Raw genomic sequence first — 16128 nt, forward strand, 5'->3', positions numbered from 1 at the left:
ACGAATACATTACCGGTAGCCGAATGGTCAATATCCATCGAAACAGTAGCACCGTCCATGGTTGTGCGGAAGTCGTTCCAAACATCACCGTCACCGTCAGTGTCGGGATAGTCATTGGTAACCATACCTAAGTCGAAATCAGCATTACCCCAGCCGTATGCATCAGACCGGAGAACAAAGTATTCCGAATAATCCGCAGCATCACGATCTGCGACATTAGCAACGGCAAGGTTCCAGTTATTCCAGTTGTTTGCACTTCCACCGTTATGGTTTACAAACTCCAGATGTAATAGTTTGCCCGAAGGAATCGTAAAGTAATCAGAAAATGCTGTCCACCAAGCGGCGCTGTAATCATCTGCTCCAACAATGGCAGTAGCGATGTCGATGTAAGTAGTATCACCTGTATCTACACTTGCTTTCGCAGCTGCAATTGAGTCGATCCTACTCTGAAGGTCAGAAGGCGCATCAATGGAATAAATATCCGTTTTCTCGCACCCAACTAAGCCAAATGCTATCAAAACTGCTACGCCTAAAGCGTACCTCATTAGTTTAGTTAATTTCATAAAATTAAATTTGATTTGGTTCATTCATTATGATTTTGTCTGATTTGTTGTCGTATAACCAATACGCTGGTTTAGATTCTTGATAGGAATATTGCCCTGTTGATCTGCTACATTAAAACAGGCCAACATTACTGTTTTTCATTCCCGGCAATCCCATTTGGAATCGTCATCAGCGATCTAGGGATCAATGTCTGTCTTTATTAAGAAGAAGTGATGTACAACAAGCAGATTTGCTTGCTGCTTAAATAGAATACCTGCGCAAATAAAAGGCAGATGAATGAAGACTGTTTTTAGTTTGGTCATAGTTCGGTTTGTGCTGTTTAATTAAGTACCCTAAAATTAGATTGGCTTTATAAGCCTTAGGAGGACTTAAGAATATTTGAAGTGGACAAAACAGGAATTTAAAAATCCACCACAAAAAACAGACACTAAACAAACTGACAACAAGCAGATTATGCCTTAGACGAAAATTCAGAAGGTGTCATGCCATAAAACTTTTTGAAGATGCGACTAAAATACTTCGGATCGTTAAAACCAACCTGAAAAGCAACATCAGCAATAGGCATTTTATTCTCGCGAATGAGGACGACAGCCTTTTTCAACTTAAATGAATTGATAAAATCGGTAATATTTAAATCGGTAATCGCTTTGATTTTCTTATAGAGCAAACTTCGGCTCATAAACATTTCCGCCGCAAACTGGCTGGCCGAAAAATCGGGATTTTGATATAATTTCTCCAACACCTCATAAACACGCGTCATAAATTCTTCATCAACCGGGTTACTGGTTGCCTCGTCCAAAGAAACATCAGCAGGATTACTGAACATCTTTTTCAACCGGTGGCGCCCTGCAATCAGGTTTTGCATCCGGGCTTGTAGTACCTGCAGATTAAAGGGTTTCGGAATATAATCGTCGGCACCGGTCTCCAGACCTTCAATCCAGTTCTCGACCATATTTTGAGCCGTAAGCAAAATAACCGGGATATGGCTGGTTTGAATATCCTTTTTCAATCGGCTACACAATTCCATACCGTCCATAATCGGCATCATCACATCGCTAATGATTAATTCGGGTGAATATTTTTTAGCCAAAGCCAACCCCTCTTTACCATTTTCAGCGCCCAGCAACCGGTAATCGGTTCGTAGCGTTTGAATCAGGAAGGTTCGCAGATCGAAATTATCTTCTACAATCAGCACAAGCGGTTTCGACTTCGATTCAGGTTCATGCTCTTCAGCAACTTCTTCTTTTTCAACAGACTGAGCCACATTCTCCAGTAAAACATCAACCCGGCCCTGCAAATTCACCTCTGCCGGAACCGTACTCTGATCCAATTCATTGGCTTCGAAACGATCAGCCGTATAAGGCAACAGCACTTTAAAGGTACTTCCTTTACCGCTGGTGCTTTCCACATCAATCCGTCCGTGCAGAGCTTTCACCAGCTCAAGGGTCAAGGCCAAACCGATGCCGGAACTCTTCAGGTTTGAGTGCTTCTCGGTACTAACCTGGTAAAATCGTTCAAAAATGAAGGGCATATCTTCTTCTTTAATACCTATGCCGGAATCACTAATCTCAACACAAACATAAGGGATCTCCATCCCCGTGTCATCTTTTTCCCTAACAAACCGAATCTTCATTGAAATACGTCCCTTTTCGGGTGTATACTTGAAGGCATTGGAGAGTAGGTTATAGAAGACATTCTCGAGTTTTTCAGCATCAAACCAGCTTTCTTCCGGTGTTTCTTTCACCTCAAACTGATAGTCAATATGCTGGTGCTGTGCCAAATCCAAAAACGATTCAAAAACCTGGTAAAGAAACTGGTTAAGATCGCCTTTACATACACGCAGGTCCAGTTTTCCGTTCTCTAAGCGACGGAAATAAATGAGTTGGTTGATCAAATGTAATAACCGCTGCGCATTGCGGTTGACAATTTTAAGCGTGCTAACAGCATTCCTGTCTTCTTTCAGTTTGCTCATTAACTGCTCAATGGGGTCAATTATCAGTGTTAACGGGGTTCTAAACTCATGCGAAATATTCGTAAAGAAACGTAAGCGAAGCTGGTTAACCAGGTTCACTTTCTCATTCAGCTCAATTAACTCGTCGCGTTGTTGTCCAATCTTCGCATTTTGCTGCTCCAGCTCCACTTTCTGACCTTCAATCAGCTTTTGCCGTTCTTCCAACTGAAGGTTTGTGCGTTGCAAACGAAAGGCTTGTTGTTCCAGAGTTTCCTTTTGTTGTTCAATTTGTTCAGTCCGCTCACTAACCTGCTTTTCCAATTTGCGCTTTTGCTCCTGCAAAAACCGTGTGCGGTAGCGGATATAAGCCAAAACCGCCAACACAATCACCAGCACAACCAACAAGCGGAACCAGGTGGTATCGTAAAAGGGCGGTTGAACCGTAATCTTTAATTCGGCCGTTTTATCCGACCAAACGCCGTCGCTGTTAGAAGCCTGTACCTTGAATGTATAGTCTCCTCCTGATAAATTCGTATAGTTTGCAAACCTTCGGGTTGCCGGAACTTCAACCCAACTTTGGTCAACACCAACCATTTTATAGCGGTACCTGATTTTTTCGGGCAGGAAATAGTCCAAAGCCGAAAACTCGATCGAAATAACAGCATCCTTGTAGGAAAGCTTCAACTTCCTGGTTTGCGAAATAGAGTTCGAAAGGATAACCTGTGAATGATATTCTTTCCCGATTTCAACAGGCTTGTTAAAAACAGAAAAAGTCGTAAAAACCGGATCTGGGGTGACCTTGTATTTTTGGATTGACGCCGCGTTAAAATAGTTTAGCCCGGCTATCCCGCCAAAATAGAGATTTCCTTCTCCATCGGCACAAGAAGCTCCCCAGTAAAACTGGTCACTCAGCAAACCATCTTTCACAAAGAAGTTTTGAAAGCTCCCATCTTTGGGATTGAACTTCGATAAGCCCTTATCGGTACTAATCCAGATGTTGTGTTCCGGATCTTCGGCCATCGCATAGGTTACATTATTACATAGACCTTTGCTCTCATCGTAATTTGTAAACAGCACCTTCCCGGATCCGTCATCAGCCAGGGCACAAATACCGTTACCATAGGTGCCTGCCCAAACGGTTCCATCTTTTGCCTGCATCAATGAAATAACGTAATTCCCGGCAAGCGAAGTTGAATCCTGCGGATCATTCAAATAAATGTCATAGGGGATTTTATCCAAATCATCGAAATGCGCTAAATCTTTACGGTGAAAACGAAAAAGCCCTCTCCTTGTGCCCAACCACAAGCTTCCTTTATTATCCAACACCATACAGCCAACCTCCATCGGGTCAGCCCGACCGGTTTTGGCATCAACATGTTTAAAGGTCCGCTTTTCAACATCAAAAATATCGAGTCCGCTTTCGGTCCCGACAAGGAGTACTCCCGGCGACATTTCGCAAACCGACGAGACAAAGCCGGAAACAATGCTCGAAGGGTCTCCTGCAACATTGTTAAACGATTCAATTTGTTTGGACCGAAACGAAACCAACCGCTTTAATCCACCTCCCCAGGTTCCTAACCACAGGTTTCCCTGCGATCCCCGGAAAATTGTCGAAACGAAGTTATCGACAGAGGATGCTGCGTTGAGCGGACTCAAATTCAAACGTTCAACACGGGCCCCATGCATACTAATTCGGTTAAGGCCACCTCCGGCAGTTCCGACCCACAACAGGTTTTTCTCCTTCAGAATCGAATTGACCGTATTCAGACTAATACTATTAGCATTAGCGGGATCGTGCACAAAAGCAAAAAATGGTTTCTGAAAAATATTGTAATGGTTCACCCCCCCTTTATCAGTCCCAATCCAAACATTGCCCGCAGCATCACTCTGCAAACAGTTTACAAAAGGGTTGTTCAGCGTTTCATTTTCAAGATTATTATTTACCAGGTGCGCAAAGCCATCTATTTCCGGTTGATAATAATCCAGCCCGCCCAAGGTCCCTATAACCATGGTATGGTTGGCATCCTCGGTAATGGCTGTAACAGCCATATGATTCAAACTATTCGGATCATCCGGATTATTATAGTATTCCGACACCCTTCGGCTGTCTTTGTGCCGCATAAACAATCCCATGCCGGTGCCAACCCATAAATTTCCTTTCGAATCGGTATAAATTGAAGTGACATTCAGGTTTTGAACAAGCTCTTGCAAATGCTTAAAATCGTCCAGTTTACTTACCCGGGCTGCATCCAGCACTTCCAGTCCGGAACCGGTGCCCACAAATAAAAAATCGCTGGCAAAGCTCAGGTAATTGATCCGTCGTTCGGGAAGCACGATCTCATCCACCTTCTGAACCGAGATCGTATCCTTAAAACGAATGATCCACAAACCATTGTTCTCGGTTGCGACCCACAGTTGATCGTTGTTGTCAAACTTCAAATCATTTACAGTAAAGGTCGAGAATACTTTAGCAAGCTCATCGGGAAGTTCAAACCGGTCCTGATCAAAAATATAGTGCGTTAATCCGTGCCGCGTTCCCACCCAAATATTACCATCCGGATCTTCACACAGCGTATAAATAAAATTATTGGGTAATCCTGCCGGCTTGGTTTCCTGCCGGTATGTTTTAAACGAATACCCATCAAACCGGCACAAGCCGTTCCAGGTACCAAACCACATAAAGCCCCGGCGGTCTTTCAGGATACAATCAACGGTATTTTGCGCCAAACCTTCGTTCGACGTGTAATATTGAAAACGGGTATGATCCAGATTACTGAAAGCAGTATTTGCCCGTCCAGGTCCTGAAAATAACAACAGTAGCAGAAACAAATATATTCCGGCGTATTTTACCATGTCGAAATCCGTTAGCGGCAGCTTTTTCCCTTTGCTCACAATCGATGTATTTAAGCATATCCACCGAAGCAAATACAAAAGTATTGGGTTGTGTGTTGTGTTTGTGTTCGTGGTCGAAAATACGAAATTCAACACATTTGAAAAAGAAATAAATACCGTAAAATAGATTATCGGACAAGGTACAAGCAGTAAAGAACAATGTAATAGGCCAAATACACGATTCCAACCTTCCATCAAACGATTCCCGGATCTTATCGGGCGATTCCACAATCCTGACAAACGATTCCAACGTTCTGTCGGATGATTCCAACATGCTGCCGGACGATTCCAGAATGCCGTCGGGCGATTCCAGGGTTCTGTCGGTCAATTCCAGGGTTCTGTCGGTCAATTCCAGCCTTCCATCAAACGATTCCGGGATCCTGTCGGGCGATTCCACAACCCTGACAAACAAATCCAACGTTCTGTCGGATGATTCCAACATGCTGTCGGGCGATTCCACAAGGACAATTTAGCTTAACCTATTGTCAAGCAGACAAATTTGCGAAACAGTGAGCCTCGAAAATCGGTAAAAGCTTATAAAAACCAAATAGAAAGGAGCAAGCTATGGCAGAAAGCGTTTATAAAGTTATTGAACTGGTTGGAACAAGTACCGAATCGTGGGAAAAGGCAGCAACATCAGCCATTTCCAAAGCATCGGAAACACTGCGCGACATTCGTGTCGCCGAAGTAACGACTATGGATGTACATATCAACGATGGTACACTGGAGTTTCGAACCAAGCTAAAAGTATCCTTCAAATTCGAAGGTCATCATTAAGCGATTAAAGACCTTCCAGCTAAAAGGCAGGAAGGTCTTCCCTGCTTACCCCCCTAAGAAACGCAATGATAACACTAACCCGAAGTAATCCTTAACAGACAAGTTTCGCAGGACAGTCAGCAAGGATGAAGCGTAAATGAAGAACTATGGAAAAACTATTATCAAAAGTCGAACAACGCATCCAGCATTTAGGTCAAGAGCTGGAGCACCTTTATACGGAACATCCCGACGCTGTCCTGGGCGAAATCACAATCAAAAATATTTTAGGGGGCATGCGCGGGATGAAAAGTCTCGTATGTAACACTTCCTTTGTCGATCCTTACAAAGGACTTTTCATCAGCAATCTCGAAATACCCGATTTTGAAGATAAAACTCCCGAGGAGATTTTCTTCTTACTGGTCACGGGTACTTTACCCAACGCCGAAGAACTTGCGGAGTTGAAGCACGAGCTGATGGCCCGAAGTCGGGTCCCTGACTATGTCTGGGTACTTCTAAAGTCCCTTCCAAAGACCATTCACCCGATGACCATGTTCAGTATGGGTATTTTGGCTATGGAAGGTGATTCGGTTTTCAAACAAAAATATGAAGAAGGAATTCCGAAAGCTGATTACTGGAAATATACTTTGGAAGATTCATTGAACCTAATTGCTAAACTTCCGGCCTTGGCAGCGGGAATTTACCGCATTTTGTTCATGAACGGCGAAGTAATCAAATCGAAAGAAGAAGGTCTGGACCTGGCAAGTAACCTAACCTATCATCTCGGATTCAACCGTCACAACCCTTCGTTTGCTGATTTGAACAGGTTATACCTGGTATTGCACTGCGACCACGAAGGCGGCAATGTGAGTGCCTTTACCTCCCGGGTAGTGAATTCGGCACTTTCTAATATTTACCTGGCAGCATCAGCTGGTTTAAACGGACTAGCAGGGCCACTCCATGGCTTAGCGAATCAGGTTTGCCTGAAATTTATTACCAGTATCCACGATGCTTACGGTAACCGTCCAACCGTCGACCAGGTACGCAACTTTGCAATGAAAACGCTGGATGACGGGAAAGTGATTCCAGGCTATGGACATGCTGTGTTGCGCGTTACCGATCCGCGTTTCACATCGTTCATGAAATTTGGAGATCAACATTGCGCCGAATCGCCCTATCTGCAAACAGTCAAGAAACTTTTCGAAGTTGTGCCCGAGATTCTGAAAACCTACAAAGGCGGAAAAGTGGCCAATCCATGGCCGAATGTCGATGCCATTTCCGGTTCGTTACTGTACCATTATGGCATGACCCACTACGAATTTTATACGGTGATGTTTGGAATATCCCGGGTATTGGGTTTCTGTGCACAGAACACCATTGCCCGAGGCCTGAACCAGCCAATCATCCGACCAAAAAGCGTCACCAATGTTTGGCTAAAAGAATTCCTGGAAACACATCCGGTTGCCTAATATGTAAAAAGCCGCTCTCTAAAAAGAAAGCGGCTTTTCAATATTGTCAGCTCAAAAAAATCAGGCTTCAGCTGTGGGACCTCCAAAAGTCATCGGCGGCATCACAGGATTGTGTCCCCCGGGAACATTGATTGGTCCATTCATTTTTTCAAACTTCTTCACATTGTCTTCCAAAGCCATTAACAGGCGTTTGGCATGTTCCGGAGTTAAAATGATTCTCGATTTGACGTTTGCCTTGGGAATTCCAGGCATTACCCGTACAAAGTCGAGCACAAACTCTGAGTTTGAATGGGTGATGATAGCCAGGTTTGCATAGGTTCCCTGTGCTACTTCTTCACTCAACTCAATGTTGATCTGATTCTTTTTGTTTTGATCTTCCATAATTAGTCTTCACGATTGGCGTGTTCCGCTTCTTTAATATCAACCATACGGTCGTACTCTTCGCGTGAACCAACAACCAGGTTCTTGTATTCTTTCAGACCGGTACCGGCAGGAATCAAGTGACCACAGATCACATTCTCCTTCAGACCGTCTAAGTAGTCAACTTTACCTTGGATGGCAGCCTCGTTCAATACTTTTGTTGTTTCCTGGAACGAAGCAGCAGACAACCAGCTTCTGGTTTGCAGGGCAGCACGTGTGATACCTTGCAAAATTTGGCTTGAAGTTGCCGGAATCGCTTCACGAGATTCAATCAACTTACTATCGCGACGACGTAAGGTTGAGTTTTCATCTCTCAAACGACGAGCTGTGATAATCATACCTGAACGCAACTCTGAGTCACCCGGATCAACAACAACTTTTTTGTTGTATATCCAGTCGTTCTCGTGCAGGAATTCGTTCTTATCAACAATTTGTCTTTCCAGAAAGCGAGTATCACCCGGATCAGAGATTTCAACTTTACGCATCATCTGGCGAATAATCACCTCGAAGTGCTTATCGTTAATTTTTACCCCCTGCATCCGGTATACGTCCTGAACTTCATTCAATATGTATTCCTGTACAGCAGTAGGCCCTTTGATACCAAGGATATCCGAAGGAGTAATTGCACCATCAGAAAGTGAAGTACCAGCTTTGATATAATCGCTCTCCTGTACCAGAATTTGTTTAGAAAGTGGTACCAGGTACTTTTTAATATCTCCGGTTTTCGATGTAACAGTAATCTCACGGTTACCACGTTTGATTTTTCCGAAAGAAATTTCACCATCGATCTCAGCAACAACCGCAGGGTTCGACGGGTTACGTGCTTCGAACAACTCAGTCACACGAGGAAGACCACCGGTGATATCACCTGCTTTACCGGAAGCACGTGGAATTTTCACCAATACCTTACCTGCTTTAACCATTTCACCCTCATCAACAGAGATGTGACCACCTACCGGCAAGTTGTACGAACGGATAACTTCTCCTTTTTCATCCAACAATTGCAATGATGGGTTTTTGGTCTTATCACGAGTTTCAATGATTACTTTTTCCTTGAATCCGGTTTGTTCATCCGACTCTTCGCGGTAAGTTATACCGTCGATTAAGTTTTCGAATGAAATCTTACCGTTATATTCTGAGATAATTACACCGTTATAAGGGTCCCATTCACAAATCTTCTGTCCTTTAGTTACCTCTGCACCATTTTCGATGTACAGTTTAGAACCGTAAGGAATTGTATGGTTTGACAATGGAATACGTGTATTCTTATCGATGATACGAAGTTCGGCCAAACGACCTACTACAACGTAAACGTTGTTACCCATCTCATCTTTAGTCTCCACAGTACGCAATTCTTCAATCTCGGCGATACCATCGTAACGAGACTCTACCATCGATTGAGAAGAAATGTTACCAGCGATACCCCCCACGTGGAATGTACGCAGTGTCAACTGTGTTCCCGGTTCACCGATTGACTGTGCAGCGATAACACCAACAGCCTCTCCACGACGGGCTAAGTTTGCAGTTGCAAGGTTACGACCGTAACACTTACTACATACACCAACTTTGGATTCACAAGTTAATACCGAGCGGATTTCAACGCTTTCAATTGGAGAATCTTCAATCTTCTTCGCAACTTCTTCGTCAATTAAATCACCAGTGGCAACAATTAAATCACCTGTAAGTGGATTGAAGATATCGTGAACCGAAGTACGACCAACGATCCGTTCATATAATGAGGAAACAACTTCTTCGTTGTTTTTAACAGCCGTAGCTACCAAACCACGAAGTGTTCCACAGTCATCTTCCGAAATGATAACATCTTGGGCCACGTCTACCAAACGACGGGTCAAATAACCCGCATCGGCAGTTTTAAGCGCCGTATCCGCCAAACCTTTACGAGCACCGTGAGTGGAGATAAAGTACTCCAACACCGACAGCCCCTCTTTAAAGTTTGCCAAGATCGGGTTCTCAATAATCTGTGCTCCTGTTGAACCAGACTTTTGAGGTTTCGCCATCAAACCACGCATACCACACAACTGACGAATCTGCTCTTTCGAACCACGAGCTCCGGAGTCCAACATCATGTAAACAGAGTTGAAACCTTGACGGTCGGTGCTCAGTGTTTTCATCACCGAGTTGGTCAATTTGGCGTTGGCATGTGTCCAAATATCAATAACCTGGTTGTAACGTTCGTTATTGGTAATGAAACCCATATTATAGTTATTCATTACTTCTTCAACTTCGTTATAACCGTCTTCAACAATTACTTTCTTATCTTCAGGGATAACAACATCGCTCAGGTTGAACGACAAACCACCATGATAGGCAGCTTTATATCCAATTTCTTTAATATCATCCAGGAATTTTACGGTAGTAGCATTACCTGTTCTCTTGAAGATATCGGAGATAATATTACGTAATGACTTTTTAGTCAGCAATTCGTTAATATAACCAGCTTTGCGAGGTACCACCTGGTTCACCAACACACGACCTACAGTTGTTTCAACGATATGCTTAAAGTATTCGCCGTTGTCGTCAACGTCTTCAACTTTAACTTTAATGATCGAGTGTTTCTCCAAACGACCTTCGTTATAGGCAATGATAACCTCATCAGCCGAGTAGAAAGTCATTCCTTCACCACGAGCACCTTCACGAGGTTTGGTCATGTAATACAGACCCAAAACCATATCCTGCGAAGGTACGGTAATAGGTGCACCGTTGGCAGGGTTCAACAAGTTTTGCGAAGCCAACATCAACAATTGAGTTTCCAAAACTGCTGCGTTACCCAGTGGTACATGTACCGCCATCTGGTCACCGTCGAAGTCGGCGTTGAAACCGGTACATACCAACGGGTGCAGGCGAATTGCTTTACCTTCGATCAATACCGGCTGGAAAGCCTGAATTGACAAACGGTGCAGAGTCGGTGCACGGTTCAGCATAACCGGGTGGCCTTTCAATACGTTTTCCAGGATATCCCAAACAACAGGATCCTTACGGTCAACGATTTTCTTAGCTGATTTAACGGTTTTTACAATACCACGCTCAATCAATTTACGAATGATGAAGGGCTTGTAAAGTTCTGCTGCCATATTCTTTGGAAGACCACATTCGTGCAATGACAAAGTAGGTCCAACAACGATTACAGAACGAGCAGAATAGTCAACACGTTTACCCAACAAGTTTTGACGGAAACGACCTTGCTTACCTTTCAATGAATCTGAAAGTGATTTCAATGCACGGTTGTTTTCTGTTTTAACAGCATTGGATTTACGTGAGTTATCAAATAATGAATCGACAGCTTCCTGAAGCATACGTTTTTCGTTACGTAAGATCACTTCCGGAGCTTTGATTTCAATTAATCGTTTCAAACGGTTGTTACGGATGATTACACGACGATACAGGTCATTTAAGTCTGAAGTCGCAAAACGTCCACCATCCAAAGGCACCAAAGGACGTAAGTCTGGTGGAATAACCGGAACAACTTTTACAATCATCCATTCCGGACGGTTGATATTTTTGCTGGCACGGAAAGCTTCAACAACCTGCAAACGTTTCAAAGCTTCGTTTTTACGTTGCTGTGAAGTTTCGTTGCTGGCCTGGTGACGCAGGCTGTATGATAATTCATCTAAATCGATACGCTCAAGCAATTGATATAATGCTTCAGCCCCCATTTTAGCGATGAATTTATTTGGATCATCATCATCCAGGTATTGGTTTTCTTTTGGAAGCGTATCCAAAATATCCAGGTATTCTTCTTCAGTCAGGAAATCATTATTCTTGATTCCGTCCTGAGCTTTGACACCAGCCTGAATAACAACATAGCGTTCGTAATAAATGATGGTATCCAGTTTCTTGGTCGGTAAACCTAACAAGTAACCAATTTTATTTGGCAAAGATTTGAAGTACCAAATGTGTGCTACAGGAACAACCAACGAAATGTGTCCCATACGCTCACGACGTACTTTCTTTTCGGTCACTTCAACACCACAACGGTCACAAACGATTCCTTTATAACGGATACGCTTATATTTACCACAATGGCATTCGTAGTCTTTTACAGGCCCGAAAATACGTTCACAGAACAAACCATCACGTTCTGGTTTGTAAGTTCTGTAGTTGATAGTTTCAGGCTTTAAAACTTCACCGTGAGAGCGTTCCAAAACCTCTTCCGGAGAAGCAAGACTAATTGCTATCTTAGAAAAACTGCTTTTTACTTTATTATCTTTTCTGAAAGCCATATATCGATGTCTTTATTTCAAATTAACTAAGAGGAACACCGAAATGTTCCATTGTCATCAATCCAGCGTTACGCTCAAACCTAAACCGCGCAATTCGTGCAGCAATACGTTGAGTGATTCCGGAATTCCAGGTTGCGGCATTGGCTCACCTTTAACGATGGCTTCGTATGCTTTGGCACGGCCGAGAACATCGTCAGATTTCACAGTCAGGATTTCCTGCAGGATATGTGATGCACCGAATGCTTCAAGTGCCCAAACTTCCATTTCCCCGAAACGCTGACCACCAAACTGAGCTTTACCCCCCAATGGCTGTTGCGTAATCAACGAGTATGGTCCGATTGAACGGGCGTGCATTTTGTCTTCAACCATGTGACCCAGTTTCAACATATAGATCACTCCTACTGTCGCAGGTTGGTCGAAACGCTCACCGGTTTCACCATCATGAAGATAAGTTTTACCAAATGCAGGAACACCTGCTTTGTCAGTATAAGCAGTTACTTCTTCAAGACTAGCACCGTCAAAAATTGGCGTAGCAAATTTCAGTCCCAATTCTTTACCTGCCCAACCTAAAACAGTTTCGTAAATCTGTCCAAGGTTCATACGAGAAGGTACCCCCAGCGGGTTCAATACGATATCAACTGGTGTACCGTCTTCCAGGAATGGCATATCTTCATCACGAACAACACGGGAAACAATACCCTTGTTACCGTGGCGACCTGCCATCTTATCACCAATTTGAAGCTTACGTTTCTTAGCGATGTAAACTTTTGCTAATTGAATGATACCTGCCGGAAGTTCATCACCAATCGTCACGTTGTAACGCTTACGACGTCCTACAGCTTCGTATTCTTTATATTTCTGAATGAAATTCAACACCAACTGGCGGATCATCTCATTCTTATCATTGTCTGTCGTCCATTTGTTTGGATTAACAGTCAGGTAATCGATTTCCTGCAGTTGTTTCAAAGTGAATTTCACACCTTTTGCAATCAGGTCACCACCGTAGTAGTCCTTAACACCTTGACTGGTTTTACCATTCACAAGGTTGAAAAGTTTGTCCTCTAAGCGGGCACGCAAAGCACTAGCCTGACGATCAAATTCTTCATCGATTTGATCCAACATTGGTTTTGTTGCTTGTTTACCTTTTTTGTCTTTAACAACGCGAGAGAACAATTTTTTATCGATTACAACACCATTCAATGAAGGAGAAGCTTTCAATGAAGCATCTTTCACATCACCGGCTTTGTCACCGAAGATCGCACGTAACAGTTTTTCTTCCGGTGAAGGATCAGATTCCCCTTTCGGTGTAATCTTACCAATCAGGATGTCCCCTGGTTTAACAACTGCACCAATACGGATCAAACCGTTTTCATCCAGGTTCCGGGTTGCTTCTTCACTTACGTTAGGAATATCAGAAGTAAATTCTTCAACCCCACGTTTTGTGTCACGTACTTCCAGAGAGTATTCATCAACGTGAACAGATGTGAAAACATCTTCACGAACGATACGTTCTGAAATTACAATCGCATCCTCGTAGTTATATCCCTGCCAAGGCATGAAGGCCACCTTCAGGTTACGTCCCAAAGCTAATTCACCGCCTTGAGTTGCATATCCTTCCGTAAGAACCTGACCTTTAACAACACGTTGACCTTTTTCAACGATTGGCTTCAGGTCGATAACAGTACCTTGGTTGGTTTTTTGATATTTTTGAATTTTATAGCTTTTCAATTCACTATCAAAGCTTACGTACTTCTCATCATCAGTCATATCATAACGCATGATGATTTCGTCAGCATCAACATATTCAACCACACCCTCGTCCTCTGCGGCAACCATTACCCGTGAGTCACGAGCAGATGGACCTTCCAATCCGGTTCCAACGATCGGAGCTTCCGGACGCAATAACGGAACTGCCTGGCGCATCATGTTAGATCCCATCAAGGCACGGTTCGCATCATCATGTTCCAGGAAAGTAATCAACGAAGCAGCAACAGAAGCAATCTGGTTAGGACCTACGTCCATCAATTGCACTTCTTCTTTTTCAACCAACGGATAGTCACCTTCCAAACGAGCTTTTACACGTTGATTCACGAAAGTACCACTTTCATCAATAGGAGCATTTGCCTGTGCAATAACTTTACCTTCTTCTTCCTCCGCGGTCAAATAAAGTACACCCTCTTCTGACAAATCAACGGTTCCGTTTTCAACCTTACGATAAGGTGTCGCAATGAAACCAAGATCTGTTACCTTCGCAAACACACACAAAGAAGAAATCAAACCAATGTTAGGTCCTTCCGGTGTTTCAATCGGACATAAACGACCGTAGTGCGTATAGTGCACGTCACGAACCTCGAAACCTGCACGCTCACGAGACAAACCACCAGGTCCAAGTGCCGACATACGACGTTTATGCGTCATCTCAGCCAATGGGTTCGTTTGATCCATGAACTGAGACAAAGCATTCGTTCCGAAGAATGAGTTAATTACAGAAGATAATGTTTTGGAATTGATCAAATCAATCGGAGTGAACACCTCGTTGTCACGCACATTCATTCGTTCACGAATGGTACGGGCCATACGAGCTAAACCAACTCCAAATTGTTGATACATTTGTTCGCCTACAGTACGTACGCGACGGTTGCTCAAGTGGTCAATATCATCGACATCAGTCTTTGAGTTAACCAGCTTGATCAGATATTTAATGATTTCAATGATGTCCTCTTTCGTTAACACTGTAACATCCATTTCGATGTTCAGTCCTAACTTTTTGTTGATACGGTAACGTCCTACTTCACCAAGGTCATAACGTTTCTCTGAAAAGAACAACTTATCAATTACATCGCGGGCTGTTGCCTCATCAGGCGGTTCAGCATTACGTAATTGACGATAGATGTGCAATACGGCTTCTTTCTCCGAGTTACACGGGTCTTTTTGAAGCGTATTGTATATAATTGCAAAATCCTGAAGGTTATGATCTTCTTTATGCAGAAGAATAGTTTTAGCACCAGAGTCTAAAATTTCTTCAATATGTTCTTTTTCGATGACAGTTTCACGGTCAATCAAAACTTCGTTACGTTCGATTGAAACAACCTCACCAGTATCTTCGTCTACGAAGTCTTCAACCCATGTTTTCAATACACGAGCGGCAAGCTTGCGGCCAACTACTTTGGCTAAGCCTGTCTTCGATACTTTTACTTCGTCTGCAAGTCCAAAGATCTCCAGGATATCTTTATCACCTTCATAACCAATGGCCCGTAACAGCGTTGTTACAGGTAATTTCTTTTTACGGTCGATATAAGCATACATCACACTGTTAATGTCTGTAGCAAATTCGATCCATGATCCTTTAAAAGGAATAATACGGGCAGAGTAAAGCTTTGTACCATTCGCATGCACACTCTGACCAAAGAAAACCCCAGGAGAACGGTGCAGCTGGGAAACTACAACACGTTCAGCACCATTAATGACATAAGTACCTTTCTCAGTCATGTATGGTACTGTTCCCAGATATACGTCCTGAACCACTGTATCAAAATCTTCGTGTTCAGGGTCCGTACAATACAGTTTTAGTTTTGCCTTCACAGGAACGCTGAAAGTCAAACCTCTTTCGATACATTCGTCGATCGAATAACGCGGCGGATCAACTTGATAATCGATAAACTCTAATACGAAATTATTGCGTGTATCTGTGATCGGAAAATTTTCTTCGAATACCTTGAATAAACCTTCGCCTTTTCTGTTTTCAGGCGTTGTTCCTAATTGGAAAAATTCCTTAAACGATTTAATCTGTACTTCGAGGAAATCAGGATAATCAAATACTGTTTTTGCTGAAGAGAAA

The 16128-nt window shown here is 43.2% G+C and carries 7 protein-coding genes and 1 pseudogene; 2 read left to right on the plus strand and 6 right to left on the minus strand.

What is annotated here, in order from left to right:
- From AC37HE_RS16685 to AC37HE_RS16695, 3 genes and pseudogenes are all read right to left on the minus strand, one after another.
- Positions 1-563 (minus strand): annotated as a pseudogene (locus AC37HE_RS16685) (hypothetical protein); the annotation flags it as partial.
- A 452-nt stretch (positions 564-1015) separates the two neighbouring features.
- Positions 1016-5368: a hybrid sensor histidine kinase/response regulator transcription factor gene (locus tag AC37HE_RS16690; RefSeq protein WP_500784227.1), complete on the minus strand. Its 4353-nt coding sequence runs from the start codon at positions 5366-5368 to the stop codon at positions 1016-1018.
- Positions 5286-5867: a hypothetical protein gene (locus AC37HE_RS16695; RefSeq protein ID WP_500784215.1), complete on the minus strand. Its 582-nt coding sequence runs from the start codon at positions 5865-5867 to the stop codon at positions 5286-5288. The genes AC37HE_RS16690 and AC37HE_RS16695 overlap by 83 nt, the downstream gene beginning before the upstream one ends.
- 104 nt (positions 5868-5971) lie before the next feature.
- Here AC37HE_RS16695 and AC37HE_RS16700 point away from each other — a divergent pair, with 104 nt between their 5' ends.
- Positions 5972-6184, plus strand: a complete 213-nt coding sequence (locus AC37HE_RS16700; RefSeq protein ID WP_500784217.1) for a dodecin family protein — start codon at positions 5972-5974, stop codon at positions 6182-6184.
- A gap of 146 nt (positions 6185-6330) precedes the next feature.
- Positions 6331-7629: a citrate (Si)-synthase gene (locus tag AC37HE_RS16705; RefSeq protein ID WP_500784219.1), complete on the plus strand. Its 1299-nt coding sequence runs from the start codon at positions 6331-6333 to the stop codon at positions 7627-7629.
- Between the two features lie 60 nt (positions 7630-7689).
- Here AC37HE_RS16705 and AC37HE_RS16710 read toward each other — a convergent pair whose 3' ends face one another.
- From AC37HE_RS16710 to rpoB, 3 genes are all read right to left on the minus strand, one after another.
- A complete protein-coding gene (locus tag AC37HE_RS16710; RefSeq protein WP_500784221.1) occupies positions 7690-8010 on the minus strand; it encodes a DUF3467 domain-containing protein in 321 nt (106 codons plus the stop codon).
- 2 nt (positions 8011-8012) lie between these two features.
- Entirely contained in the window at positions 8013-12290 is a 4278-nt protein-coding gene (gene rpoC, locus AC37HE_RS16715; protein ID WP_500784223.1) for a DNA-directed RNA polymerase subunit beta', read from the minus strand.
- A 57-nt stretch (positions 12291-12347) separates the two neighbouring features.
- On the minus strand, positions 12348-16128 hold a 3781-nt coding region (rpoB, locus tag AC37HE_RS16720; protein ID WP_500784225.1), incomplete at its 5' end, for a DNA-directed RNA polymerase subunit beta.

The organism is Mangrovibacterium sp. (genome assembly GCF_059905295.1).